Source organism: Paenibacillus sp. BJ-4, from assembly GCF_020404765.1.
Lineage (GTDB): Bacteria > Bacillota > Bacilli > Paenibacillales > Paenibacillaceae > Paenibacillus.
In genome coordinates this window covers 126,781-152,725 of record NZ_JAIVEM010000072.1, presented here as the reverse complement: position 1 = coordinate 152,725, position 25,945 = coordinate 126,781, and the positions used below count along the sequence as shown (strand labels likewise).

Below are 25,945 nucleotides of genomic sequence, written 5' to 3'. Positions count from 1 at the left end.
ATTTCCCCAACAACACCGCCTCTAAAAAGGCGGCTTTTTGTGCTACAATAAATGAAAATAATAGGGTCAAACGACCCGGTACGCATGAAAGAGAGCGAGCATGAATAATCATTCCTATCCTACTCCTGAGATCGTGGAGGTTTGTCTGTTGGCCGGCAAGCTGATGATGCAAAATGGAGCTGAAACTTATCGCGTCGAAGACACGATGTCTCGCATTGCCTCGGCCTACGGTATCCCCGAGTCCCATAGCTATGTAACACCGACCGGGATTTTTTTTGCCATTAACAACTCGGAGCCTGCCAAGCTCATTCGTATCGTAGAGCGGACCACCGATTTGCACAAGGTAACTGCGGTGAATTCCATTTCACGTAAAATCAGCACAGGTAACTTGTCTCCCCGCGCTGCGGTAGAGGAGCTTTCAGAGATTGAATGCGGGCCTCTCCGCTATTCCAACCGTGTACAGCTGGCAGCCGCCGCCCTGGCTAGCGGTTGTTTTATGATTATGTTTGGTGGAGTCTGGCGAGACTTCCCTGCAGCCGTGTTGTGCGGCGGTATTGGCTTCGCATCCGTGCAATATTTTCACAGGCTTGTTAAGGTTAAGTTTTTCTCAGAGTTTTCCGCATCTTTTTTGATTGGCTTACTGGCGGCTCTGCTCACGATAGCAGGTTGGGGGCAGATGATGGACAAAATCATTATTGGCTCCGTCATGCCACTCGTGCCAGGCTTGTTAATAACCAATGCCATCCGTGATTTAATGGCCGGACACCTTGTTTCGGGACTTTCGAAGGGTGCTGATGCTTGCCTGACATCTTTTGGCATCGGAGCTGGCGTTGCAGTTATCATTACGTATATGTGATTCGGAGGAGATCCAAGCTTATGCTTGCACAATTATTCACAAGCTTTATTGCCACCGCTGCTTTCGGCATTCTGTTTCACGCCCCCCGGCGCTCGCTGCTGCAATGCGGCTTTGTGGGTATGCTCGGCTGGCTCGTCTATTATTCGACCACGGGTGGTATGGGACCTGTGAGCGCCAGCCTTTTGGCAACGGTCCTTATCGGCATTGTCAGTCAAGGCTTTGCGCGACTGTACAAAATGCCTGTGATTATTTTCAGCGTGGCAGGCATGATTCCACTCGTTCCAGGAGGCATGGCCTATAATGCCATGCGTCAGTTTGTACAACATAATTATCCCCAAGCACTGGAGCTGGCTATAAGCACACTGATGATCGCAGGAGCCATTGCTGTCGGCTTGGTGTTATCTGAGGTGCTTAATCAAATTTTTCACAGTATTCGGTTTAGACCTCACCGCTAAAAGTAAAGAAATAGGCTGCTTTCAAATCACACGCCTTCCAGTGTATGAGACTTGGAGACAGCCTTTTTAATTAAACGATCTTTGCACGCTCGCTTGTTATTCTCGTTATCCCTCAACATCATCCACTCGTCTACCCAATATAGCCAAATCCCGCTCAATGTTATCCAGTATGGCAACACGCGGACAATAACCCCATTGTTCAAAACCAAATTTCCGCAGCAACGCAATACTTGGCTCATTGTGACCAAACACAAATCCCAACAGCGTTGTAACCCCAAGTCTTGGGCATTCATCTAGCATATGCTGGACCAGACGACTTCCGGTTCCGGTTCCACGGAAATTCTCATGGACATAAATGCTGATTTCTGCCGTACCGTTATAAGCTGGACGACCGTAAAAGGACTGGAGACTGGCCCACCCGGCAATGACCCCTTTTTGCCTCAAAACCCACAGTGGCCGATGGTTCTCCTGATGAGCCTCAAACCACGGAATACGGCTTTCCACTGTCACCGGTTCCAAATCTGCCGTGACCATTCGACCCGCAATCGTAGAATTATAAATATCCACAATATCGTGAAGATCCTCCCTGCGCGCAAATTCAATGGAAAAAAATTGTTCCTGATTCATCATTCATATTCGCCTCCTGTTGTGATTATTGATTCATTGTACAAGACAAGCGCCGGAACAGCCATATCGAGTTATTTTGCGGATTAGACACAAAGGGTCTTATAATAGAAGATAGGACACACAACAGCTTGATCGATCAATCCGTTTAACAACATAAGATGAGGAGGTATGCTTCAGAGTTCAAAGGATTCTGAGGCAGCTTAATATGAATATTCGGTCTCAAATCTTGATTCTGGAAGTACCTATGGAATCCTTTTTTGGAAAGACGACCATTTATCCTGTACTGCTCAAGGATGAGGATGGACTTACGCTCATTGACACAGGAATGCTCGGTCAATTAGAGCTATTGCGCAAGGCTATTGCTGATGTGGGAGAGGATATCAACCATCTGAGGAGAATTATTTTAACACATCAGGACATTGACCATATCGGGAATGTTCACGCATTGCTGGACTTGCTGCCAAATACGGCCCTGCTGGCTCATAAAGATGACATTCCTTACATGACAGGGGAACGGCCGTTTGTGAAGCTGACACCGGAACGGATCAACCAGATGGATACTGTATTCAAGCAGCAAGCCGAGGATATGATTCGTCGCCTGCCAGACTTGCGTTTTGCTCATATTCTTGAGGACGGAGAGCAACTACCTTATGGCGGGGGAATACAAATTATTCATACACCTGGCCACACACCAGGGCATATCAGCTTGTATGTGCCTGCGCAAAAGCTGCTTTTGGCAGCGGATGAGCTGCGCGTCGTCGAAGGTGAACTGGTTGGTCCTGCGGAGTCGGCTACGCCGGATATGCCACTGGCCTTGAAAAGCCTCGATAAACTGACTGTATTGGATGCTGAGAAGGTACTCTGCTACCATGGCGGTTTTTATGATCAGAATGTGAAGGCTCGACTGCAAACATTAAGCCAGGAACGAGGATAAACGATTCTAAGCTACAAATCGTTATGCCACAAGAGCTATAATGAACAATACAGAAAGGAATGAATCTGAATGAATGATAAAATAACCCGGCTGTATGATGAGCTGAAGTCACAAGCATGGGACGGCCTACTTGTAACTGATCCCAAGCATATTTACTATCTTACAGGCTTTGCCAGTGACCCGCATGAACGCTTTCTCGGTCTGGTACTGCTTCGAGACCAAGAGCCTGAACTAATCGTACCTGCCCTGGATGCAGAGGCCGCCCATGCGGCTTCTTCCGTAACACGCATATCCACCCACACCGATACGGACAATCCATATGATCTGCTTCGCCAACGCACAGGCAGCGGAGTGAAAGCATTCGCCCTGGAAAAGGAACACGTCTCCGTTCTCCGTTACGAGCAACTACATACTGCCATTGGCGCCACTCAATATGTGGATCTTGGTCCTGTACTTCAAGAAATGCGTGTGAGAAAAACTCCCGAGGAAGTACAACGACTCAAACATGCTGCCCGTTTGGTGGAAGATGCTCTTCGTCATGGTCTAACCCATGTGCGTGAAGGCGTGACAGAGGTCGAGCTGGTGGCTGAAATCGAATACCAGATGAAAAAAATCGGAGCAGACGGTCCATCCTTTGACACCACGGTGCTGTCTGGACCCAAAACAGCGCTCCCTCATGGTGTTCCAGGTACCCGCAAGCTGCAGCACGGCGATCTGCTCATGTTTGATATGGGCGTATACTCCGACGGCTATGCTTCGGATATTACGCGTACTTTTGCTTTTGGAAAGCTGTCGACTGAGCTGGAAACAATATATAAAACGGTTCTCCGCTCGAACGAAGCTGGGATTGCCGCCATTCGCCCGGGAGTAACCTGCGCATCTGTAGACCAGGCTGCACGGGCTGTGGTTGAAGCCGCCGGGTATGGCCCTGCCTTTAACCACCGGGTTGGACACGGTCTTGGCATGAGTGTACATGAGTACCCATCTGTCCACGGAGGCAATAACGACCTGCTTCATGAGGGTTTCGTGTTCACGATAGAACCGGGCATCTACGTGCCAGGTCTCGGCGGTGTGCGGATTGAAGATGACGTTCTGGTCACCTCTGGTGGTGTAGAAGTATTGACCTCTTTTCCAAAAGAGCTGACGGTGCTGGGATAAGTTATTGTTAACCATCCAATTATATCTTAAGAAGTAAGAAAAAAAGGAGGGGCACCCCCAAGCCAATTATGGCTTGAGCGTTTGCCCCTCCTCTTCTATAAAGCGGAAATTGCGTGCGATGTACAAAATCGGAGTACCTGCCGCGGTCAGTACGAATTTTAAAATATAGGTGGTAAACAACAGCTCCAGCCATATCCCCCACGCATAACCGTAAAAGGCAATGCTACAGAAAAGGAGCGTGTCTATAAACGAGCTGATCATCGTGCTGCCATTGCCGCGAATCCAGAGCTGATGACGCTTCGGGAAAAACTTGCGAATCCAGGCGTACAGACGCACGTCCAGCAATTGACTGACCGCATAGGCCGTCAAGCTGGCAAGTGCAAGCCTTGGCAGCAATCCGAATAGCTGTTGCATCGGTGCCTGAGCAAAATCCGTTGCAGTCGGCTGGAACAGCAGTACCATCTGCATCGTGATCGTTGTCATAATCAGCGTGAAAAAGCCGAACCACACCGCTTTGCGCGCCTCTTTAGGCCCGTATTTCTCATTCAACAAATCGCTGGCCATATACATAGAAACATACATCGTATTTCCCAATGTCGTGGTAATGCCGAGCAGATCAATGGTTTTGGTAACCTGAATGTTGGCCAACACGGTAGCAACACCAATCCATGCGTACAATCCTTTTTTACCGAACAAACGATAACACAACAAAAAGAACATAAAATTGACGAGGACAAATACTGCCCCCCATAACAGATTAAACATGAAATCCTCCTAGTTTTGATAGCGCGGGATGGTTGCGAACCGCGGTTTCTCCGAAACAAGCCAGAAAAACATTATTTTAATGTATCATAGATTAGAATTTGTGAACAGCCATAATTACATTGCGATGAAATAAAAACAAAGAGCCGGCCTGATGGCCGACTCTGAATATTGAGATGCACGCTGCATGTGCTGTATCTACTACAGAAATGATAGGAGCCTGCTCCGTACACGATTCGTTGCATCGTTTATTTAAGAGCGTGCCGTTGCATCTAAATCCATTCCACGGTCGTTGAACACGTCCTGATCATTTTCCTTGAGCACCTTGCCGGAAATAAGTCCTGCGGTAATAGAATCATTGACATTCAGCGCAGTACGTCCCATATCAATCAACGGTTCAACTGAAATGAGCAGACCCGCCAAAGCCACTGGAAGATTCATGGTAGAAAGCACAATCAGGGAAGCAAAGGTGGCGCCACCACCTACACCCGCCACGCCGAACGAGCTGACCGTAACGACCAGAATGAGTGTGAGGATAAAATCCCAGCTCGTTGGATCAATCCCCATCGTTGGAGCAATCATGACCGCCAGCATCGCCGGATAAATACCCGCGCAGCCGTTTTGCCCAATGGTCGCTCCCAAGGTCGCAGACAAATTCGCGATGCCGTCGGACACACCAAGCTTTTTCGTTTGTGTTTCAACATTTAACGGAATGGTCGCCGCACTGGAACGAGAAGTAAAGGCAAAAACCAGTGTAGGCAATACCTTTTTCACATATGTCACCGGATTGTAGCCGAACAAGGCCAGCAAAATAAGATGAATGACAAACATCACCAATAAAGCCACATAAGAAGCAAGTACAAACTTAATCAGCTTCAAGATTTCATCCGGATTGGTCGTAGCTACGACTTTAGTGATCAGTGCCAAAATGCCGTAAGGCGTCAACCTCAGCACCAGCGTCACAATTCGCATCACTACAGCGTACACGGCATCGATTACATTGCGGAAGGTTTGTGCCTGCTCCGGCTTTTTACGATCCAGTCCAAGCACAGCCACCCCGATAAAGGCCGAGAAAATAACCACTGCCAGCGTTGAAGTACGACGCGCGCCCGTCATATCCTCAAAAGGATTCGAGGGGATAAATTCCAGCACCTGCTGTGGAATGGTCATATCCTGAACCGTTCCAAGACGCTCTTCCATCTTCAGGCCCTGTGCCTGCTCCTTTTCCCCGCTTTGAATCTCAATTGCTTTTAGATCGAACGACAGGCTGGTTACAATACTAACTGAAGCAGCAATAGCCGTTGTAATCAGCAATACAGCAATAATGGACACGCTTATTTTGCCAAGGTTCTGTCTTCCCTTCAAATTCATAATAGCCGAGATAATCGACACCATGATAAGCGGAATGACTACCATTTGCAGCAAACGGACATAGCCATTACCTGCAAGGTTGAACCAATCGACCGATTTCGTAATAACCTCGGAACCAGAGCCATAGGCATACTGAAGAATAGCCCCGTAGATCAGACCGAAGCCCAACCCGGCAAATACTCTTTTTGTAAAGGAGATGTGCTTCTTCTGCATCCAGACCAACACGCCGAGCAGTGCAAGCAGCACGAGCACATTCAAAATAATAAAGAAAGTATCCATATATTTTTCCTCCAGACAGATTATGTTGTGTAAAATGACGCTTAAATCCGTTTATTACTATATCATAAAACCAACTATCTTTGTAGGTTTTGTTCCAATAAATTGTTTAAGCCAGCTCAGCTTCTTCGGATTCCAATGAAAACGCAAAAAGGCAAGTCTTCCTGTTTCGGAGACTTACCTTTTGTTGAATCCAACGATTGATGTCAAGATTATACGTAAAATCTTTTGTTGTCGTTAGACGATCACTGTATATAAAAGCTCCTGTTCCTTAACCACTTTATGCTGATTTCCGGCAGACTCCAACCCGCTAAACTGAGCTACGTTCGTAACAATAACAGGTGTAATCGTTTCATAGCCAGCCTTGCGGATTTCTACCAGATCAAACTCCAGCATGAGGTCGCCTACCTTCACGCGATCCCCTGCTTTCACATGAGGTGTAAAATGAAGACCTTTCAGCTTAACCGTATCCATCCCAACGTGTATAAGCATTTCAAGTCCGGAATCACTCACCAAACCTACAGCATGCCCACTTTTGGAAATGGAGAACACAGTACCTTCGACTGGAGAAACAACGCGACCTTCAGATGGCTCAATAGCCCATCCTCTGCCCATGATTTCTTGAGAAAATGCAGGGTCATTGACTTCACTGAGCGGCTTAACCTCACCCCTAATCGGGCTAATACCGGGATTTTCTCGCCTTTTGGCAATGAGGCCACGGCAGGTTGTGCTACTTCCTCAGTGGCGGTGTCTCCAGCAGCATCTGTTGTTGCTTGTGGTGCTTCTTCGTTCTTTTCATCTGCAAAGCCGATCAAATAGGTAACCAACGCAGCAACCACAAATGCGATTATGAGACCAAGAACTGCATACAAGAAAGTCGGTCCGATAAACATTGCCAGGCCAGGCAAACCAACCAGTCCACCCATAACATACGCTTTTGTGCCGAACAAGCTCATGAAGCCCCCGCCGACAGCTCCACCAATCAAGGCTGCGACAAACGGTTTTTTAAACCGCATGTTTACTCCATACATCGCAGGCTCGGTTACACCCATAATAGCTGTCAAGCTCGTGGAGAAAGCCACTGTTTTGACTTTGGTATTTTTTGATTTCAAGAATACGCCCAATGAAGCACCGGCCTGAGCCAAGTTAGCTGCTCCCATAATCGGAATCATGTAGTCAAAGCCCAATGTTGCAATAGAACCAATCATAATAGGAACCAACGCATAGTGCATACCTGTCATAATGATCAGGGAGAAGGTACCGCCAAGCAGCAGACCTGCAAGTGCACCTGTATTTTCAAACAACCAAGAGATACCGTCCGACAGGCCATTACCAATAATGGCCCCCAGCGGCCCTACTGCAATCAACGTCAAAGGTACAATAATCAATAGAGTCAATGTCGGAACAACAAGCAGCTTCAGTGATGCATGCGTATACTTATCAATGAATTTTTCAACATAGGACGCTAGCCAGATCGCGATAACGATTGGAATAACGGTCGAAGAATAAGTGGCCGCTGTCACCGGAAGACCGATAAAGCTAACCTTCACATTGGATGCCAGCAAGGCCGTAATCGTCGGATGCAAAATCGAGGCCCCTATCGCAGCCGCGATAAACATGTTACTTCCCAGTTTTCTAGCAGCACTCACAGCCAGAATAATCGGCAGGAAGTAGAAGGCACCGTCACCAATGGCCGCTAAAATCGTATAGGTTTGACTCTTGTCAGACATCCAGTGCATAGCCACCAATAGGGCTATGATCCCTTTGATCATACCTGCACCGGTGATCGCTGGCAAAATAGGTGTAAACATCCCAGCAATAAAATCAAACAGACTGCTGATTGGATTTTGTTTTTTCTTGGCTGGATTGCTTGCGCCTGTTTCACTTTGTGGTGCCTTGGACATGTTGCTCACCAACGATTTGTATACATTAGCTACATCATTACCGATAATAACCTGAAACTGGCCGCCGCTTTCCATAACTCCCATGACGCCGTCCGTTTTTTGCAGCTGCTCCTTCTGAGCTTTTTTATCATCATGAAGATTGAAGCGCAGACGGGTCATGCAGTGAACTACCTGCTCAACATTCTCTTCACCACCGACCAGTGTAAGTATCTCTTTGGATAATTGATTTCGATCCATGAGGGTTTCCTCTTTTCTTTTTAAGATATATAACAAGCGAATTGACAATAAAAAAACCTGAATACAGAAAGCAGACAGCTTTATAAAAAGCCAATCTTCTTTCAGCATTCAGGTTTTGCCTTCTCGTTTAGAAGTAGCAATCCTAAATCTCTGATCGTTGATAAATCATTGATTTTTAATGATACGTTCGATATGAATGGTGAGATACAACATCTCATCCTGAGACAAGCTTCGACCATAGATTTTAGTCGTATAATCCCTTATTTTTTCCGCGCAGGCATACGCATTCTTATACTGCACCTTGACCATATCATGAAGAGGAATTATCTGAATTTTGTACAGGAGTCCCATTCATTACCCGTTGAGCAAAAAATTTGAGATGTGTAATAAATCGATAATAGGTTAACGACTCTTCATCCAGCTCTATTACAAAAAAGCGGCTTACAATGTTAATAATGTCCTTGACGATGTTAGTCAGGGCTATCGTTTCGCGCATTTCGCTGTTGAGCTGTGCATTCACCAAATGCAGAGCGATGAACGCTCCTTCATCATCCGGAAGCGTAACTCCCAGCTTGTCCTGAATCATGTGTAATGCTTTGGTCCCAATTGAGAATTCTTTGCGGTACATTCGTTTGATTTCCCAGTAAAGTGCATTTTTGATATCCATACCCAAACGATAACGCTCAATGGCAAAATGGATATGATCCGTCAGCGAAATATAGATGCTGTCATGCAACTCTACACCAAGTATCGTTTTGGCATATTGAATGATTTCATCAGAAATTTCAACGTATTCAATAGGGATATCAGACATCAGGGTCATCAGCTTGCGGGAAACCTCGGTGCTTTCAAGCTTGAAAATTTTCTCGATTTTCCCCTCATCAATCTCATCGCCTGTGCTTTTCTTAAAAGCAATTCCTCTTCCCATAATAACTAGTTCTTTCTGTTGTTCATCAATCACCGTCACGACATTATTGTTCAGCACCTTTGCTATCTTCATTCCATCACCTTAAGCCGCTTGGAGTAGTAAAAAAGGGCAAAACCAAAACTGACACTCAGTGCCTGCTTATGGTTTTGCCCGATATGCTCAGTAACAATCCACGATTATGCAGTTTTAAATAACTGTCACCATAGTATCATATAAATACAGAGCCGACAAGAGTTTTTTGTAAACACTTTCATAGGGCTTCTGTGCGATTGGCACACCTTAGCTTTTTAAGCTCTTTTCTACAGTCACATCCGAGGAAGTGCTGCTGCCGGAGACTGGAGATACTTTTGAAAGCTCCTCTTTCTCATCCACGAAGCCCATGAAATACGTAATGACCCCAGCCGTAACCAACGAGATTAGCATTCCCAAAATGGCATATATAAATGTGGGACCGATGAATAGTCCCAGGCTGGGCAGACCTGATATACCACCAATAGCCATTGATTCAGTTTCAAATAGACTCATAAATGCACCACCGAGGGCCCCTCCGATCAACGCCGCAACAAAAGGCTTTTTAAAGCGCATTGTGACTCCATACATCGCCGGCTCGCTCACCCCCATCATGGCAAGCAAGCCTGTCCAAAAGGCCAGCGTTTTCACTTTGACATTTTTGGATTTAAAAAGCACGCCAAATGCTGCACCTGCCTGAGCAAATGCTGCTGCCACGACCACAGGGAAGATATGATCGTAACCCAGTGTTGCAAGCGAGCTGATCATAATCGGTACCATTATATATTGCATACCTGCAATAATAAGTAAAGACATCGCCCCCCCAAGCAGCAGCCCTGCAAACATTCCTGCATTATCAAATAGCCATGCGAGTCCATCCGATATATGTTGACCGAGGTAACTCCACAGCGGTCCAAGAACGAACATCATCAAAGGTATAGTGATCACCAGTGTCAAAGTCGGGACAGCCATCAATTTAAGTGAAGAAGGGATATGCTTGTCTAACCATTTTTCCACATACGCTGCCATCCAGACGACAACAAGTATTAATATTATGGATGAAGCAGCTTGCGGGTTAATAACTGACAGACCAGCAAAACGGACCTCCTCACCGGACTGGAGCAAAGCTGTTAGTTGGGGATGGAATACAGATGCCCCGACGGCTGCCGCAACAAACACATTGCTACCCAGCCTTCTTGCCGCACTTGCCGCCACAAAAATAGGAAGGAAGTAAAATACCCCATCGCTGATAGCCAATAAAATAGTAGACGCCTGCGGATCAGACAGCAAAAAACCGAAGGACATTAAAACATATATAACTACCTTGATCATTCCTGCGCCAATCATTGCCGGTAAGATCGGAGTGAACACGCCTGATATAAAGTCAAACAAGCGACGTATTGGATTTCCTCCTGTGGGAGCTTGGGGGCTACTGGAAGTCGACACCTGTTTATCTTCTCCTTCTACCTGCGAAATTATTTCTTTGGAAAGTAGTTCCTGATTCATAACAGCCTTTTTCTCCTTTTATATGCATATTGAAGCCACATTCGAACTTACTAAAGCAAGCTTAAAGGAAGCTTGAAAAAATCGTCATTCCTTATACTGCTTATATTACTTCTTTTTTACAATATTTTTAATAGATGGGGTAAGTTAATCGTTTACACGCTCCAGATCATTTACATCTAACTCACATCTAAACACCCAAGACCATAGTAATATATTTTTTGTGTGTTTTTGGGCAAATATGACTATTCAACCGCCTGTTAATTATGTAAAATAGGTCTAACCTACTTTTTAGTAAATCATGGATTACTTCCCTTTCTCATTCTTGTCTCTTGAATATAGCTGAAATATACATAGAATCCGAACATTTTCAGTCTTACCTTCAAGCAAAGAAAAGAAAACAAGTAGATCATGCGCGTCTAGTATCGCAGTGGACAAGCGGCCTACATCAAGCGGGGGAATTCGTCTATTTTTTTATTACCATCATGTGAGAGGAGATTTTTCATGAAGCGTTTTAATCGTTCCATTGGCGCGAAATTGCGAGTTATGTTTTTATTGATTCAGCTCTTTGCGTCCCTTCTGTTCAGTATCAGTTTCTATGCAGTATCCATGAGTATCATTAATAACAGTGTCATACCTCAGGTAGACCAAATTTTGGAAACCGGAGCCAAAAATGTGTATCAGGATCTCAATATTTCTTTAGCTGTTCAGGCTGGGCAAGGAAGTGGTTCTGATTCAGGCTCCGCTATACAGATGGAATCTTATCTTCAGGACAAGGTCGATACTCTCAAGTTAGAATCGGCATATATCGCGGTGGTGAAGGATGGTAAGGCCGAAGTTGTCGCACGTAATGTAAAATCAGCATATAAGGTCAAGGATGCCCTCGTACCTGTAGAAGATATTAAAAAGGCCAAACAAGGCGAGATGAATGTCAGTGACATTTACAGCGACGCATACGGGGTACACAAAACCGCCTTCTTTGCTGTATCGGGTAGTAATCTAATTCTTGGTGTGAACGAAGATGTCGGATTTGTACAGGAAAAATCCCAACAAATTTTATGGATTTGCATAGGTATTACTATAGTTACGCTCCTGTTGGGAGGAGTTATTTCTACCCTTATCGTACGCAAGGTTGTGGGGCCCATTGCCGAATTGGTTCGTCATAGTGAAAAAATCGCTCAAGGGGACCTGTCACAGGAAGCTAAGGTTCATGGTGACAACGAAATTGCGCAGCTTGCCCGCAGCTTCCAATCCATGTCTCATAACCTGAAAGAAATGATCGGCCATGTGCTTTCTACATCTCGTGCGGTTGTAGAAGGCTCCAACGAGTTGCTTCGTCGGACTGAAGTCATAAGTGTTAAAGTGCAGGATTCCACAGTTGCTGCAGAGGAAGTGGCCAAGGGTAGTACCAGCATAGCTTCAGCTGCTGCCGAAAATGCTCAGGCCATGGAGGAAATCGCTCAAGGGGTGCAGCATATTGCATCCTCTGCCAATGATGTATCCGATCAAATCAGTGAAGCGACCCAAGAAACGGTTAACGGTAATACGCTCGCTCAACATGCTGTAGCCCAAATGACACAGGTAGGACAAGCCGCCGATGAATCGCTGCGATACATTCATAGCATGAATGAGCGCTCCGAAGCCATTGGCAGTATCGTTTCTGCTATTTTCGATATTACGAAACAAATTCAAATGCTGTCCCTGAATGCCTCCATTGAGGCTGCCCGTGCGGGTGAACATGGTCGCGGCTTCGCCGTCGTAGCCGGAGAGGTCCGCAAGCTCGCCGAGCAATCCAAGGAAGCAACACAGGAGATTTCCGACTATTTGATTACCATTCAGGAAGTATCACAGCAGTCCGTGGATTCCGTCACCCGGGTCAGTCGTGAAATTCATTCGGGCACGGAAATGGTTCAACAAGCAAGTTCGGCCTTTAATCAGCTCAGTGAGCTTATGCAAAAAATCAATGCTACGATTCAAACGGTATCCGCTGCAACGCAGCAAGTATCCGCAAGCTCAGAAGAAGTATCGGCTTCCGTAGAGGAGACAGCCCTCATTGCTGCCAATGCACAGCACATGATTCAGGAAATCGGTTTAAATACCGAGGAGCAACTGAATGAAATGGAGAGCCACAGCGAGGTAGTACGTCAATTAAGCAAGCAAGCGACTGAACTGCAAAAAGCAGTGCAAAAATTTAAAATTGTATAAGCAGGCAACCTAAAAAGAGGTGTCTCTCAGTCATGAATCTGGCTGTAGAGACACCTCTTTATTTTAAAAGGCATATTTTATTGGACCACGTATAAAATTTAAGAGTTCATCCCCATAATGCGATAAATCTGATCCATATCCAAATGAGCCCGGACCACCTCTGCAACCCGGTCAAACTCTTGTTCCTTAGCTTCCCGTACAGTGAAGGTGCTATCAAGCGGTGTCAAGCCCTTCGCCTGTCTCAATCCATCCAGCCAGGAGCGGCGAAAACGATCATTATCAAACACACCATGCAAATAGGTTCCCCATATTTTACCATTTGACGTCCCCCAGCCTTCCTCAAAGCCTGTCCCTTCGCCACGCCGGATATGGAATAGCGTACGCATTTGATCCCTACCTAAAGCTCCATCTCCAGGTGGTTGTGGTTCCGTAACACACTTTGTAACACACTTTGTAACACCCATATGTATTTCATAGCCTTCAATGATTGGCTTGGGATCATCATCCGAATCTGATGCAGTGTTTAGCAACAGTGGACAATGATTAGACAAGGTTCCTTGTACGCGCACGGTTTGTTTTTCCTTTAAAAAGGTCGTGGTTAAAGCCAGCCATCCCAGACCTTTTGCCTGCTGGGGCAAACCTGATTCTACTGCCTCAGGATCAAACAAAGCCGTACCAAGCATCTGATAGCCTCCACAAATGCCGACCAACTGCGTACGTCCTGTCTGCATGGCCTGTCGGATGTCTTCCTCCAGACCTCTATCGCGCAATTCAAGCAGATCGCCGATGGTGTCCTTGGTCCCTGGTAAAATAATGGCGTCCGGCACGCCCAATTCCCCGACCTCTGTGACATAACGTACGCTCACATCAGGCTCTGCGGCCAAAGCATCCGTGTCCGTAAAATTGGAAATCCTCGGATATCGAATTACCGCAATGTCCAGTTCCTTATCTTTTGCAGACAGCCGGGGCTTTTTGTCCAGTACCACGGAGTCCTCTGCCTCAATGCGAATGTCCGGCAGAAAAGGCAGCACACCAAGTACCGGGATACTGGTCCGTTCCTCCAGCCAATCCAGTCCGGGTTGAAGCAGAGACAAATCGCCCCTGAACTTATTAATAATGAATCCTCGGATACGCTGCACTTCATGTGGCTCCAGCAGCTCGATCGTTCCTACCAGAGAAGCGAAAACACCGCCCCGGTCGATATCTGAAATAAGTAATACGGGAGCGTCAGCCCAGCCCGCTAGATTCATATTTACAATATCGCGATCCTTTAAATTAATCTCTGCCGGGCTGCCCGCCCCTTCCATTAGCACGATATCATAGGTATCACGCAGCCGGTTCAGCGCATCCATGACCGTCTGCTTGGCTTTTGGCAAAAAGTCCTTTCGGTAATCGGAGGCGCTCATATAGGCATATGGTACACCGTGTACAACAATTTGTGAGTGCATATCCTTGACGGGCTTAATCAAAATTGGATTCATGTCGGTGGTCGCTTCAATACCACAAGCCTCAGCCTGTACACCCTGAGCGCGTCCAATTTCCTTGCCGTCCTCAGTGACATACGAATTGAGTGCCATATTCTGTGACTTAAACGGTGCGGGACGATAGCCGTCCTGTACAAATATACGGCACAGTGCAGTCGTCACCACGCTTTTGCCCACATCCGATGCTGTTCCTTGAAGCATTAATACAGCTGCCGGGTTCGTGCAGGACGGTTCGAAAGTTGACAATTGCCTCTTCCCCTTTAATGAATTCATTTTAAACAGATCACATCACAGCCCGTACAAAATTACAATAAACAGCAACAAAACAGTCTCCAGCAATTCGTTCAAGGCTCCGTAAATATCACCCGTCAGCCCGCCCAAACGGCGATTGACACGATTTGCGGCGAAGGTTCCAACACCGTAAGCCAACAAGGGCAGCAGCACAAAGCCTATCCAGATTGGAAGGTTCTCGGAATACAAAAGGAACGTCCGTAAGCAGGCCCCTACCATCGACGAATCCCCTATACCACCTGTTCCTATAGGCAACGCAGCAAGGAAATATTGTCCTGCGGCCGCACCCAGAGTCACCAGAACAGCCCAGAATACAGCCAATCCTACACGTCCACTGCTCATATCGGCAAAACGTGCTGCCAGTCCATCATCGTTACGAGCTTTGGGCCAACGCTTCATCGCATGCACCATAAACCAGCGGCTCCAAACCATCGGAAGCAGCAACAAGCCGGACAGATTCCGCTCAACCAGTGCGGTATCCAGCACAATATATAGTAAAGAAGCCTTGAGCATGAGCAGCAGCACACAAGCAATGACACCCATCGCTCCTACACGACTATCCTTCATAATCTCCAGCATCCGCTCACGGGAACGGTAGCTGAACAACGCATCAGCCGCATCCATCCACCCGTCCAAATGGAGTCCACCCGTCAGCCAAACCCACACGGCGAGAGTAAGAACCGCGCATGGCAACGGTGGCAACACCAAAGAGGCGAGCACTGCAAAGCACCAGACGATGAGGCCAATCACTGCTCCGACCAGTGGATAGTAGCTTGCACTACGCTTAAGCAATTCCGGGGAAAAGTCCAGCTCCGCCTTGACCGGAAGACGGGATAAAAATTGAAAGGCCGCAGCAACAGCTTGACGTTCGCGGCTCATAGCTTATGCTCCAACTGTTTAAGTTCTATGGGAATGCCCGCCGTCACCAAAAATACTTCGTCGCACAGATGGGCGATTCGTTGATTCATGATTCCGCTCAAATCCCGATACAGCCGTCCGAGCGGATATTCGGGCACGATCCCGTCACCGACCTCATTGGTCACGATGACGAGCGGGCCCGGATACTGCGCCACCGCTGCCGCCAGCTCGTCGATGGCGGCTCGGGACGCGGCCTCGCCGTCCTCGTCTGCGGCCAGCAGCACGTTCGACAGCCACAGGGTCAGGCAGTCGACCAGCACCATAGGCGCGGGTGATGGCTGCGCTACTTGGCTGGCGTGCAGGCTGGCAGGATCGCTGCCTTGCGCAGCCGGCCATGCCTCTATTTGTGCTATATCAGGGAGGCCGCCAAGCCGCCGCAGCAGCTCCGGCAGCGCCTGCGCTTCCTCCAGCGTCTTCCAGTCATACCCGGCAGACTCGCGCTGGAACCGATGAAGGGCGATACGCTCCTTCATCTCCGTGTCGTAGGCTTGTGCCGTGGCAATGTAGCAGGCGCGCGGCGCGCGCGTCATGCATAAGCGCTCGGCAAAGCCGCTTTTGCCGCTGCGTGCCCCGCCGGTCACGAGCGCCTTCATCGCTGCGCGGCTCCCTGACCGTCCGATACGCCAGCATCGGCAAAGGTCGCCATTTCGCGCATAATGCGGCACGCCGCATCAATCAGGTGCAGGCTCAACGCCCCACCTGTGCCCTCCCCGAGCCGCATGTCCAAATGCAGCATGGGCTCCAGCTTGAGCTGGCGTAGCACCGCTGCGTGCCCACGCTCGTCCGAGGCATGCGAGGCGAGCATGTACGCCGCGCTTGCAGGCGCCAGAGCGCGCGCAGCGAGGGCAGCTGCGCCGGAAATAAAGCCGTCCAGCACGACTGGACAGTGATGTGCGGCTGCACCAAGGATGACGCCCGCCAAGGCGGCAATCTCCAGACCGCCGACCTTGGTCAGCACGTCGAGGGCGTCATTTCCATCCGGCTGGTTCACGTCCAACGCGCGGCAGACCACCGCTATTTTACGGGTAAGTCCGGCTGAATCTACCCCCGTGCCCCGGCCTACAATAACTTCCGGCTCTAGTCCGGTAAGGGCACATACGACCGCAGCACTGGCTGTCGTATTCCCGATGCCCAGTTCCCCGGTAACGAATAGCCGTGTACCACCTTCGAATGCTTCGGCTACAGCTTCAGCTCCGGCCAAAATCGCCTGCTCCGCTTCCATACGCAGCATGGCTGGCCCTTTAGCCATATTCGAAGTGCCCATGCGCACCTTACGGTTGACCAGATCCGGGTGAGAGACATCCGCATTTACACCAACGTCCACAACCTTGACATCTGCGCCCGCATGGCGTGCAAGTACATTAATGGCCGCACCGCCTGACAACATGTTATACAGCATTTGCTGCGTGACCTCAGCCGGGAAGGCACTGACCCCCTCTTCACATACACCGTGATCCGCAGCCATGACCATCACGGTTTTGCGATTAAATTCAGGCTTGTCTACCCCTGTAATTCCTGCCAGCTGAATGGCCAGACTTTCCAACTTTCCAAGACTTCCCGGCGGCTTCGTTAATTGGTCTAAATGCTTAGCAGCGGCCGATGCAGCCACTTCATGTGGCGGGGTTATGCTATTAATTAGCTGACGCAGCTTTTCGTTCATACCTTCCACTCCCTGCTTCTTTTATATGTGCTATAAAATCTCCTATTCATCTGCTGCATCACGAGCACTCCTGCGCAGCAAAAGCTGTGGTACACCGCTATCTGGATGAGGAAGCATCACAGGCTCAACGCCGTATACACGGTGAATTCGCTCCTCGGTTAACAGCTCCGCTGAGGCTCCCACCCCTTCAACCTTTCCGTCCTTGAGCACAAGCAAATCATCGCAAAATTGGGCTGTCAAATTAAGATCATGCAGAACCGCAATGATCGTCACACCCGTTTCTTGCCGCCATTCTGCCAGCAGCTCCATAAATTCAAGCTGATAACGCAGGTCCAGATAGGTCGTAGGCTCGTCCAGCAGCAATATGTGTGGCTCCTGCACCATCACCTTTGCCAAAGCTACGCGCTGTCGCTGCCCCCCGCTCAAGCGATCCAATGCTCTGTCCGCCAGCGAGATAAGGCCCAAGCGCTCCAGCACACGATCCGTGATAAGGTCAACATCCACACCCTTTTCCCTGCCCAGCCAGTCCTGATGAGGAAAACGTCCCATTTCTACGACTTCCCTGACTGTGTATCCCACGGGAGGAAGTCCCTCCTGTTGCAATACGGCTACAATTCGGGAAAGCTCTTTTCTGCTATAGCTGCCAACCTTTTTACCATAGATATGAACGCTGCCCGAGGTGGGCTGATCTACACCGGAAAGCAAATGCAGCAAGGTCGATTTTCCACTGCCATTCGGACCAATAATGCCCCACCAAGATCCCTCGTCTACGCTCCAGCTTATATTCTCCAACGCATGGAACTCTCCGAAAGCACGAGTCAAGCCAGTTGCCTCTAACGCCGGAATACGCGTCTTCTGTGATCCACTTTGTTCTGTCACAGCAGTCCCCCCCTGCGCAGCTTTTTGTTCCGATACAGGAGGTATGCGAAGAACGGAGCGCCGACAAAGGCCGTCATAACACCCAGAGGGATTTCCGTTGGAGCTAACAACGTGCGAGCCGCAGTATCTGCCCAAGCCATAAAAATAGCTCCACCCAGCGCGGACAATGGAACAATCATCCGATAATCAGGACCTGTGACCAGACGGATGATATGCGGTACGACGAGTCCTACAAAACCAATGACTCCACATACCGAGACAGCGGCAGCTGTCAGCAGTGTGGATACGATCAGCACAGATAGCTTCGTAGCATCTACCTGAACCCCCATGTGAGCCGCCTGACGTTCACCCAAGGCCAGAATATTCAGCACCCTTGCCCGGTTCCACAAAAACACTAATCCTATGACCACATAAGGTAAAAGGATTCCCGTATATGACCAACCACGCAGACTGAGACTTCCCATCGTCCAGTACAATATTTCATTGACTGTCTCCTTCGACATGGCTGTCAGAAAGGAAACAACCGCACCTAGAAAAGATTGCATCACCACACCCGACAAAATGAGACTTTGTGTCGGAATCTTTCCACCTTCCCGTGCCAGCGTCAGCACCATCCATAACGTGAGCATTCCGGTGAAAAACGCCACCAGCGGCAGCGTCCATATGCCAACAAATGAAAACTGAAGCCCCCAATAAATCAGTACTGCCGCTCCTACCGAAGCACCCGAGGACACCCCTAGCGTGTATGGATCAGCCAACGGATTGCGAAGCACACCCTGAAATCCGGCTCCCGCCAGCGCAAGCGCTGCACCTACCAGCATTCCGAGTAACACCCGTGGCAGCCTGACCTTCAAAATAATCTGCTCCGAGGACGTATTCCAATCGGGTGTAAACGTCTCACCTAATCCCGGTAGATGATTAACCAGAATACCTGTGATTTGGCTGACCGGAAGCTTGGCCGAGCCAATGCCGAGACAGAGCAGCAGCGTCAGCAGCAGCAAGGCCAGGCCTACACCTCCAAAGCCGATCAGTCTACGGTTCATTTGAAAATTTCAGGATACACGCCTTTGGCCACTTCCTTGAGACCTTCTGTCACGCGCGGACCCGGACGGCTGATCAAATTATCATCCACGGCAAAAACCCGGTTGTTGCGAACAGCCGATATTTGATCCCATCCACTGCGGGCTTTGATAATCTCGCCAAGCGTCTTACCTGTTTTGTCGTCCTTGACACTTTTGCTGTACAAAATCACGTCTGGATTCGCAGCAATAATATTTTCCTCACTGATCTGGTACCAGCCCTTCTGGGTCGCACCTACATTTTCGCCGCCTGCCAGCGTAATCAGCTCGTCCATAAACTCCCCCTTACCAACCGTCCAGCCAGGTGAAAACTCAACGTATACTCGCAGCTTCTGCCCTTTGCCGATATTTTTAACACCGTCCTTCACTTCGGCTACATCTGCTCTCATCTTGTCGGTCACCGTTCTTGCTTCCTTCTGATGGTCGGTGATTTTTCCATACAGCTCAATATTAGCTATGACATCTTCAACCGTTTTCGGTTCTGTTTTAAAAATCATAATTCCCATATCGCGCAGCTTGGTTGTAGCCTGCTCACTAAGGGATATCCCTGCAAAAACGACATCTGGATTCGCAGCAATAATCGCTTCTTCATTCGGCTTCATAATACCGCCCATTTTGGGCTTTTTCGTAGCTGCTTCCGGGTAATCCGAGTAGTCGGATACGCCGACAATTTCTTTATCCAGCCCGATGGCGAACAGCGCCTCGGTTTCTGCCGGGGAGACGGAAACGATCTTATCCGGCGCTTTTTTGAACGTGAACTCCTGTCCTGTTGCGTCCTTAATCGTCAACGGGTAAACCGTTTTGCCCGGAGGCTCTTGTGCAGCCGCTGACTGTCCCGTCTGCTGCGAAGAAGCCTGATTCCCTTTATTTTCGGCGTTTTTTCCATTCGCGCCACATGCACTCAGTACAACCACCAAGACCAAAGCCAATAGGCCTGTTGTCCAGACCTTTATTTTTTTTCCTGACATGATTTACACCCCTCCATAAAAAATCGTAAGAGCATCGCTTGAATATCGTCCGCTATCTTTTAAATCCAGCCTCTTTCCCTTCAAAAAAACCCCGCATCCTTATATCAGGACACAGGGGTCACGTTAGCGCAGATCATGCGCAGGCGGCAGCTTCTTCCGCATGGACAGTCACTGCGAACACGTCATCCTTTCCTCGAAGGATTATGGTGAGAGGCGGACGGGCAGGTATCCTGACTTATGGCAAGCTGCAGCCGCCCAAGTTCCTTTATATGCTTGACGGCACATAAAGCAGGGCTGACAGGCAATTACCATTTACAGTGGCGGGACCGCGCCGGATTCACACCGGCTTCCCTTTTAACAGCGAGTAGATGAAATTTCCATTACACTGCGCTGACCTCGTCTGCTGGATATTTGATGTAGTGTTAGCCAAGCCGTTCTTTTACTTGATGATTATAGGTTAAAAAGAGAATGCTTACAACCCAAATAGCCTGTTTACCCGCCATTATCTAATGAATAAGGAAGCATCTCTGCTATGAACTTGTGCGGCTCTGCCAGCCTCAACTGAATTCTCAATGCATCTCCCGGCTTTGGATGTAAGCTCCAAAAATCGTGTCCCGGAATTAGCATATGAGCCAACTGACGAATTACGCCACCATGGGTGACGACCAGAACAGAGGGGAGAGCATCAACCGAACCTATTGGCTGAACTTCCCTAGCGATACGCCACTCATACAGAGAGTCAAGAAATTCGCGCAAACGATGCTCAAAATCTACCCAAGACTCCCCTCCAGGAGGCGTGATCCGCTGCGGCTCATCAATCCAGGCACGATACAACGCCACATCCTTAAGCATGTCATACGTTTTTCCGTCCCATTCGCCAAAATGAAGCTCTCTTAGGCATGGCTCTATAATAGGAGACTTGGCGGATAGAGTGCGTCCAGCTTTTAATTCTGATTCTGGCAAAATGATCTGCAGGGTCTGGCAACACCGCATCAAATCGCTGCAATAGATTCGAGCAAAGGACCGACCCTGTAGCTTCTCCCGCAAAGGCTCCAGTTCCTGCTCTGCTCCCGCTAGCAAACTAATATCTGTGTGTCCTAGATATCGACGCTCCCTGTTCCACAGGGTTGTGCCGTGGCGTACCAACACAAGCTCCAGATCCCATTGCGAGCCTTCATTAACATGTCCGTGTGCCTGTTTTTCCTTTTTCTTTTCCTTCAAGCCATATTTCAAGGTCGCATCACTCCTCACTGCGTCCATTCCAAGACAAAACAGCCTGCGGCTCCTAGCAGACACAATCCAACAAACATGCTGGACACGGTGAACATCAGCCGGATCGTGTGCCGGATATCCTCCGACTCCATCGGTCGTACCCGATCGCCCATGTATGCACGAAAGGAGCGTACGCCGTGATAGACGTTAAAGCCTCCAAGCCGAATCCCCAGCGCACCGGCAACGGCCGATTCCGGGAAGCCGCTGTTTGGGCTTGGGTGCAGACGAGCATCGCGCTTGACTGTGCTCCAGCTTCTTGCAGCATCATGCGGATGCATCCACGCCGCTACCACAAGCATAAGCGCTGTCAGGCGTGCCGGAATGTAGTTAGCTACATCATCCAGCCTTGCCGAAGCCCAGCCTAAATGTAGATACTTTTCATTTTTGTAGCCAACCATGGAATCGAGCGTATTTACGGCACGATAAGCCAGCGCCAAGGGTGCCCCTCCGATCAGGGCATAAAAAAGCGGAGAAATAATCGCGTCAACGATGTTTTCAGCGACCGTTTCGACGGTACCGCGTACAATTTCAGGCTCATCCAGTTGCTGCGTATCCCGCCCGACAATCATACCGAGCTCCCGGCGTGCCGCAGGCAGGTCACCCGCCTGCAACTCGCGGTAGACTGCCATTCCCGCTTCCTTGAGTCCTTTGGAAGCAATCGTGGTTGCGATCAGAACGATTTCTGCACCAACAGACAGCCACGGGTGAACCCAGGCAAGCAAACGCAGCAGCGCCCAAGCGAGCACAAATGTCCCTCCCGCCACCATGAGTGGCAGTAGCAAGCCGGCGCGTTTCAGTCCACGGTCACTGCTGACCTGACGGCGAATCGCCTTTTCCAGCGCTGAAATGGCATACCCCATTCCGATGACCGGATGCGGCAACCACTTCGGATCGCCAATCAGCCTGTCCAGAAAATAGGCCGCCATAATAATCAAGCTAACTGTCACGCCAACGCTCCTCCTCCAGCACTTCACCCAATGCAGACAGCAGTAAGCCATTGGCTTCCGCGTCCTTGACCGCAATCCGAAAATGGCTCGCCGTCAGCCCTGGATACATAGCACAGCTACGAATAAGAATTCCGCGCTGTCCAAGCGCCTGCTGTACAGCTGATGCACTCCACGTTCCCGGCGCCCGTACCAGCACGTAATTCGCTTCGCCGGGAATGACACCGCAGCCCCATTCCGCCAACGCGGTCAGCAGACGGCCGCGTTCCATAGCAATCAGCTCCTGTGTGCGCCGCTCGTAGGCCTCCCCGCTTCGCAGACACGCCTCCCCAGCCAGCAACGCCAATCCATTCACACTCCAGGTCACCTGCTTGTCCGTCATTCGCCGAATATAGTCCGGATGTGCAATCGCGTAGCCTAGGCGCAGACCAGGAATGGCATAGAATTTAGTCATCGACCGGATCAAAATCACATGAGGATACCGATCCAGCATAGGCAGCAGTGAAATTCGCCGCTCCTGTGGAATAAAATCAATGAAAGCTTCATCCACCACCAGCACGGTACCCGCTTTGCCAGCCGCCTCTGCTAGCTCGCGCAGCTCCTGCTCGCCGTATTGCACACCGTTTGGGTTATTGGGCTGCCCCAAAAACAGAACATCTACCTGCTCCATGAGCTGGAGTATGTCCTCCACGTCAGCCTTCCATTGCAGCGAGGCCTTGCCGTATACCCGGCTTACCTCGGCCCCGAATTTGCCTGCCAGCTCTGCATATTCTGAAAAGCATGGCTCCACCGTACCCACACGTTGGGGAGCCAATCCCAACAGCAATAAAGCCATGCTTTCAGCCGCACCGTTTCCGATACTCAGCGACTCGGGTGGAACATGCAATCGCCGTGCCAGCATATTTTTAAAATTCCGGTGCCCCGGATCTGGATAGCGAATCACAGTATCCAACGCACTTTGTAGCACCTCTAGCACCTCGGGCGGTGGACCGAGCGGATTAATATTGGCGCTAAAATCTACAAAATCCGCAGCTACGCCACCAAATGTCGCCGCAGCCGTCTCCCTGTCCCCGCCATGACCGTAAACCTCTATCATTGCCTATCATCCTTTCCGGCCGTTCCTGATCATTTAGCTCCATTATGGGACTGTTTTTTGCGTTCCGTCAATGCAAATGAGCTTTTGTGTACATTGCTCACTTGGGTTACAATAGAAGATGATACACATAAAATTACACAGTTTGTATACGGAGGAATGGACATGCTGTTCATCGACAACCAGGGCATACACGATCCAGCCATTAATCTTGCCATTGAGGAGTATGCGCTTAAGCATCTACCGCTGGACGACAGCTATCTGCTGTTTTACATTAATCAGCCTTCTATTATTATAGGGAAGCATCAAAACACCATTGAAGAAATCAACGCCGAGTTTGTCAGAGACAACCATATTCAGGTCGTTCGTCGCCTGTCCGGCGGTGGAGCTGTATATCATGACCTTGGTAATTTAAATTTCAGCTTCATTACCAAGGATAACGGGGAGTCCTTTCATAATTTCCTCAAATTTACGCAGCCTGTTATTGATGCCCTGCGCCAAATGGGTGTGGAAGCCGAAATGACTGGACGCAACGATCTTCAAGTCGGTGAACGCAAAATTTCGGGAAACGCCCAGTTTGCCACACGTGGACGCATGTTCAGCCACGGCACATTGATGTTTAACCTGAATCTGGACAATGTGGCTGCGTCCTTGCATGCCAACCCTGAAAAGTTTAAATCCAAAAGCACCAAATCCGTCCGCAGCCGCGTTGCTAACATCAGCGAGCTGATGGATCGTGAGATGACGATAGAGCAATTTCGTGAGGAACTGCTGCGTTTCATATTCGGAGTAGAGCTGGATCAGGTACCCCAATATAAGCTCACCGATGCTGATTGGGCTAAAATTCATGAAATTTCCAAAGAACGCTATCAATCCTGGGACTGGAATTACGGTCAATCCCCGGAGAGCAATATCAAGCACACCCGTAAATTCCCGGTCGGTATTATTGATATCCGCATGGACCTTAAAGAAGGCCATATCCGTGACATTAAAATCTATGGTGATTTCTTCGGTGTGGGCGACGTCGCTGATATTGAAAATATTCTGCGTGGCAAACGCTATGATGAAGGCGAGGTTCGTCAAGCCTTGTCCTCTCTCGATTTGAAGCATTATTTTGGTAATATTGAGCTGGACGACTTTGTCGGGCTTGTATTTTTGGAAGACTAACAGCTACTTTTTCCCATCGTTTCAAACCAATACTTCAGTGGTTATAAGGGGACAGGCTCTTATAGGGGGCGTCCCCTTATATGTGATATTGTCATTTTGAATATTATGAGATACAATTTTAGCATTGCCCCATGATAGAGATAAAGGAGAGATTACCGATATGTATAAATTAATTGCTATTGATATTGATGATACACTTATTAACGATCAGAAGGAAGTTACTCCGGCGACACAACAGGCCTTGGAAGCTGCTGTAGCCAAAGGTGTTGTGGTTACGCTCGCCACTGGACGAGCTTACGCTTCCGCACATAAAATTGCCCGCCAAACAGGATTGAACGTGCCGATCATTACGTACCAGGGAGCTTTGGTCAAAAACCTGCTGGACGAAAACGTGCTGTATGAGCGTTATGTTCCACTCGTGGCTGCACGCCGCCTGTATGAATTCTGCCTGGAACGCAATCTGCATTTGCAAACCTATATCGATGACAAGCTGTACACACGTGAAGATAATCAGAAAATCAAGGATTACACCGAGCTGAACAATACGGAATATTTTGTAGAGCCTGTATTCAGTAAAGTTATAGAGCAACCGGCTCCTAAATTGCTGATCATTGACGAGCCGGAAGTGTTGGACGAATTAATTCCCGAGCTGCGCGAACTGCTTGGCAATGAAGTGCATATTACGAAATCCAAGCCTCATTTTCTGGAAATTATGCATCATGAAGGTACCAAGGGCCACGCTCTCACCTTCCTGGCAAATCATTTTGGCTGTGAGCTGTCGGAAACGATTGCCATCGGCGACTCCTGGAACGACCATGAAATGCTTGAATGTGCAGGTCTCGGCATAGCCATGGAGAACGCCATCCCTGATTTGAAGAAGCTGGCTGATTACATCACTACCAGCAATAACGAAGACGGCGTCAAGCATGCCATCGACAAATTCGTATTGAATATTGAATAATTTT

Annotated in this window: 21 protein-coding genes, 2 pseudogenes and 1 riboswitch; of the genes and pseudogenes, 7 read left to right on the top strand and 16 right to left on the bottom strand. The window is 48.8% G+C overall.

The window, feature by feature from the left end; all coding sequences use genetic code 11:
• The first annotated feature begins 100 nt into the window (after positions 1 to 100).
• Positions 101 to 856 (top strand): threonine/serine exporter family protein, encoded by a 756-nt coding sequence (locus LCF57_RS13300; RefSeq protein WP_226001122.1) that lies wholly within the window; start codon positions 101 to 103, stop codon positions 854 to 856.
• 20 nt (positions 857 to 876) lie between these two features.
• On the top strand, positions 877 to 1,311 hold the full coding sequence (locus tag LCF57_RS13295; protein WP_152380969.1) for a threonine/serine exporter family protein: 435 nt from the start codon (positions 877 to 879) through the stop codon (positions 1,309 to 1,311).
• A 105-nt stretch (positions 1,312 to 1,416) separates the two neighbouring features.
• On the opposite strand, the gene LCF57_RS13290 is transcribed toward LCF57_RS13295, so the two are convergent.
• On the bottom strand, positions 1,417 to 1,938 hold the full coding sequence (locus LCF57_RS13290; RefSeq protein WP_226001269.1) for a GNAT family N-acetyltransferase: 522 nt from the start codon (positions 1,936 to 1,938) through the stop codon (positions 1,417 to 1,419).
• 205 nt (positions 1,939 to 2,143) lie between these two features.
• Here LCF57_RS13290 and LCF57_RS13285 point away from each other — a divergent pair, with 205 nt between their 5' ends.
• Positions 2,144 to 2,872, top strand: a complete 729-nt coding sequence (locus tag LCF57_RS13285; RefSeq protein ID WP_226001121.1) for an MBL fold metallo-hydrolase — start codon at positions 2,144 to 2,146, stop codon at positions 2,870 to 2,872.
• A 69-nt stretch (positions 2,873 to 2,941) separates the two neighbouring features.
• Positions 2,942 to 4,030 carry a M24 family metallopeptidase gene (locus tag LCF57_RS13280; protein WP_226001120.1) on the top strand — a complete coding sequence of 363 codons (1,089 nt, stop codon included), beginning with the start codon at positions 2,942 to 2,944 and terminating at the stop codon, positions 4,028 to 4,030.
• A 66-nt stretch (positions 4,031 to 4,096) separates the two neighbouring features.
• Here the strand turns inward: LCF57_RS13280 and LCF57_RS13275 are convergent, their stop codons facing one another.
• The 5 genes and pseudogenes from LCF57_RS13275 to LCF57_RS13255 form a co-directional block, all read right to left on the bottom strand.
• Positions 4,097 to 4,795 (bottom strand): queuosine precursor transporter, encoded by a 699-nt coding sequence (locus tag LCF57_RS13275; protein ID WP_226001119.1) that lies wholly within the window; start codon positions 4,793 to 4,795, stop codon positions 4,097 to 4,099.
• Between the two features lie 249 nt (positions 4,796 to 5,044).
• The gene (locus LCF57_RS13270; RefSeq protein ID WP_226001118.1) at positions 5,045 to 6,442 is read right to left on the bottom strand and encodes an L-cystine transporter; all 1,398 of its coding nucleotides are present in this window, start codon (positions 6,440 to 6,442) and stop codon (positions 5,045 to 5,047) included.
• A gap of 234 nt (positions 6,443 to 6,676) precedes the next feature.
• Positions 6,677 to 8,580, bottom strand: a pseudogene (locus LCF57_RS13265) (beta-glucoside-specific PTS transporter subunit IIABC).
• 165 nt (positions 8,581 to 8,745) lie between these two features.
• Positions 8,746 to 9,580, bottom strand: a pseudogene (gene licT / locus LCF57_RS13260) (BglG family transcription antiterminator LicT).
• A gap of 207 nt (positions 9,581 to 9,787) precedes the next feature.
• The gene (locus LCF57_RS13255; protein ID WP_226001117.1) at positions 9,788 to 11,023 is read right to left on the bottom strand and encodes a PTS transporter subunit EIIC; all 1,236 of its coding nucleotides are present in this window, start codon (positions 11,021 to 11,023) and stop codon (positions 9,788 to 9,790) included.
• A 501-nt stretch (positions 11,024 to 11,524) separates the two neighbouring features.
• On the opposite strand from LCF57_RS13255, the gene LCF57_RS13250 reads away from it, so the two are divergent.
• Positions 11,525 to 13,225: a methyl-accepting chemotaxis protein gene (locus LCF57_RS13250; protein WP_226001116.1), complete on the top strand. Its 1,701-nt coding sequence runs from the start codon at positions 11,525 to 11,527 to the stop codon at positions 13,223 to 13,225.
• Positions 13,226 to 13,323: 98 nt separating this feature from the next.
• On the opposite strand, the gene LCF57_RS13245 is transcribed toward LCF57_RS13250, so the two are convergent.
• From LCF57_RS13245 to cobD, 10 genes are all read right to left on the bottom strand, one after another.
• The gene (locus LCF57_RS13245; RefSeq protein ID WP_226001115.1) at positions 13,324 to 14,955 is read right to left on the bottom strand and encodes a cobyric acid synthase; all 1,632 of its coding nucleotides are present in this window, start codon (positions 14,953 to 14,955) and stop codon (positions 13,324 to 13,326) included.
• Between the two features lie 42 nt (positions 14,956 to 14,997).
• Complete coding sequence (gene cobS, locus LCF57_RS13240; protein ID WP_226001114.1) at positions 14,998 to 15,879, bottom strand: adenosylcobinamide-GDP ribazoletransferase; 882 nt, start codon at positions 15,877 to 15,879, stop codon at positions 14,998 to 15,000.
• Positions 15,876 to 16,511 (bottom strand): bifunctional adenosylcobinamide kinase/adenosylcobinamide-phosphate guanylyltransferase, encoded by a 636-nt coding sequence (locus LCF57_RS13235; protein WP_226001113.1) that lies wholly within the window; start codon positions 16,509 to 16,511, stop codon positions 15,876 to 15,878. The genes cobS and LCF57_RS13235 overlap by 4 nt, the downstream gene beginning before the upstream one ends.
• Entirely contained in the window at positions 16,508 to 17,578 is a 1,071-nt protein-coding gene (gene cobT, locus LCF57_RS13230; RefSeq protein ID WP_226001112.1) for a nicotinate-nucleotide--dimethylbenzimidazole phosphoribosyltransferase, read from the bottom strand. The genes LCF57_RS13235 and cobT overlap by 4 nt, the downstream gene beginning before the upstream one ends.
• Before the next feature lie 42 nt (positions 17,579 to 17,620).
• The gene (locus LCF57_RS13225) at positions 17,621 to 18,457 is read right to left on the bottom strand and encodes an ABC transporter ATP-binding protein (protein ID WP_226001111.1); all 837 of its coding nucleotides are present in this window, start codon (positions 18,455 to 18,457) and stop codon (positions 17,621 to 17,623) included.
• Complete coding sequence (locus LCF57_RS13220; protein ID WP_226001110.1) at positions 18,454 to 19,500, bottom strand: FecCD family ABC transporter permease; 1,047 nt, start codon at positions 19,498 to 19,500, stop codon at positions 18,454 to 18,456. The genes LCF57_RS13225 and LCF57_RS13220 overlap by 4 nt, the downstream gene beginning before the upstream one ends.
• Positions 19,497 to 20,504 (bottom strand): ABC transporter substrate-binding protein, encoded by a 1,008-nt coding sequence (locus LCF57_RS13215; RefSeq protein WP_226001109.1) that lies wholly within the window; start codon positions 20,502 to 20,504, stop codon positions 19,497 to 19,499. The genes LCF57_RS13220 and LCF57_RS13215 overlap by 4 nt, the downstream gene beginning before the upstream one ends.
• A 202-nt stretch (positions 20,505 to 20,706) precedes the next feature.
• Positions 20,707 to 20,918: riboswitch (cobalamin riboswitch) on the bottom strand.
• A 78-nt stretch (positions 20,919 to 20,996) separates the two neighbouring features.
• Positions 20,997 to 21,737, bottom strand: a complete 741-nt coding sequence (locus LCF57_RS13210; protein ID WP_413232196.1) for a histidine phosphatase family protein — start codon at positions 21,735 to 21,737, stop codon at positions 20,997 to 20,999.
• Positions 21,738 to 21,751: 14 nt separating this feature from the next.
• Positions 21,752 to 22,723, bottom strand: coding sequence for an adenosylcobinamide-phosphate synthase CbiB (gene cbiB / locus LCF57_RS13205; protein ID WP_226001107.1), 972 nt, complete (start codon positions 22,721 to 22,723; stop codon positions 21,752 to 21,754).
• On the bottom strand, positions 22,713 to 23,816 hold the full coding sequence (gene cobD, locus LCF57_RS13200) for a threonine-phosphate decarboxylase CobD (protein ID WP_226001106.1): 1,104 nt from the start codon (positions 23,814 to 23,816) through the stop codon (positions 22,713 to 22,715). The genes cbiB and cobD overlap by 11 nt, the downstream gene beginning before the upstream one ends.
• Before the next feature lie 162 nt (positions 23,817 to 23,978).
• On the opposite strand from cobD, the gene LCF57_RS13195 reads away from it, so the two are divergent.
• Entirely contained in the window at positions 23,979 to 24,980 is a 1,002-nt protein-coding gene (locus LCF57_RS13195; protein WP_226001105.1) for a lipoate--protein ligase, read from the top strand.
• A 160-nt stretch (positions 24,981 to 25,140) separates the two neighbouring features.
• Entirely contained in the window at positions 25,141 to 25,941 is an 801-nt protein-coding gene (locus tag LCF57_RS13190) for a Cof-type HAD-IIB family hydrolase (RefSeq protein ID WP_226001104.1), read from the top strand.
• Positions 25,942 to 25,945 lie beyond the last annotated feature (4 nt).

Coding starts and splice junctions, on each gene's coding strand:
- LCF57_RS13220 (WP_226001110.1), bottom strand. CDS start 19,500: ATGAACCGTAGACTGATCGGCTTTGGAGGTGTAGGCCTGGCCTTGCTG.
- cobT (WP_226001112.1), bottom strand. CDS start 17,578: ATGAACGAAAAGCTGCGTCAGCTAATTAATAGCATAACCCCGCCACAT.
- LCF57_RS13275 (WP_226001119.1), bottom strand. CDS start 4,795: ATGTTTAATCTGTTATGGGGGGCAGTATTTGTCCTCGTCAATTTTATG.
- LCF57_RS13255 (WP_226001117.1), bottom strand. CDS start 11,023: ATGAATCAGGAACTACTTTCCAAAGAAATAATTTCGCAGGTAGAAGGA.
- LCF57_RS13250 (WP_226001116.1), top strand. CDS start 11,525: ATGAAGCGTTTTAATCGTTCCATTGGCGCGAAATTGCGAGTTATGTTT.
- LCF57_RS13235 (WP_226001113.1), bottom strand. CDS start 16,511: ATGAAGGCGCTCGTGACCGGCGGGGCACGCAGCGGCAAAAGCGGCTTT.
- LCF57_RS13300 (WP_226001122.1), top strand. CDS start 101: ATGAATAATCATTCCTATCCTACTCCTGAGATCGTGGAGGTTTGTCTG.
- LCF57_RS13295 (WP_152380969.1), top strand. CDS start 877: ATGCTTGCACAATTATTCACAAGCTTTATTGCCACCGCTGCTTTCGGC.
- LCF57_RS13290 (WP_226001269.1), bottom strand. CDS start 1,938: ATGAATCAGGAACAATTTTTTTCCATTGAATTTGCGCGCAGGGAGGAT.
- LCF57_RS13270 (WP_226001118.1), bottom strand. CDS start 6,442: ATGGATACTTTCTTTATTATTTTGAATGTGCTCGTGCTGCTTGCACTG.
- LCF57_RS13215 (WP_226001109.1), bottom strand. CDS start 20,504: ATGTCAGGAAAAAAAATAAAGGTCTGGACAACAGGCCTATTGGCTTTG.
- cobD (WP_226001106.1), bottom strand. CDS start 23,816: ATGATAGAGGTTTACGGTCATGGCGGGGACAGGGAGACGGCTGCGGCG.
- LCF57_RS13195 (WP_226001105.1), top strand. CDS start 23,979: ATGCTGTTCATCGACAACCAGGGCATACACGATCCAGCCATTAATCTT.
- LCF57_RS13280 (WP_226001120.1), top strand. CDS start 2,942: ATGAATGATAAAATAACCCGGCTGTATGATGAGCTGAAGTCACAAGCA.
- LCF57_RS13285 (WP_226001121.1), top strand. CDS start 2,144: ATGAATATTCGGTCTCAAATCTTGATTCTGGAAGTACCTATGGAATCC.
- LCF57_RS13190 (WP_226001104.1), top strand. CDS start 25,141: ATGTATAAATTAATTGCTATTGATATTGATGATACACTTATTAACGAT.
- cobS (WP_226001114.1), bottom strand. CDS start 15,879: ATGAGCCGCGAACGTCAAGCTGTTGCTGCGGCCTTTCAATTTTTATCC.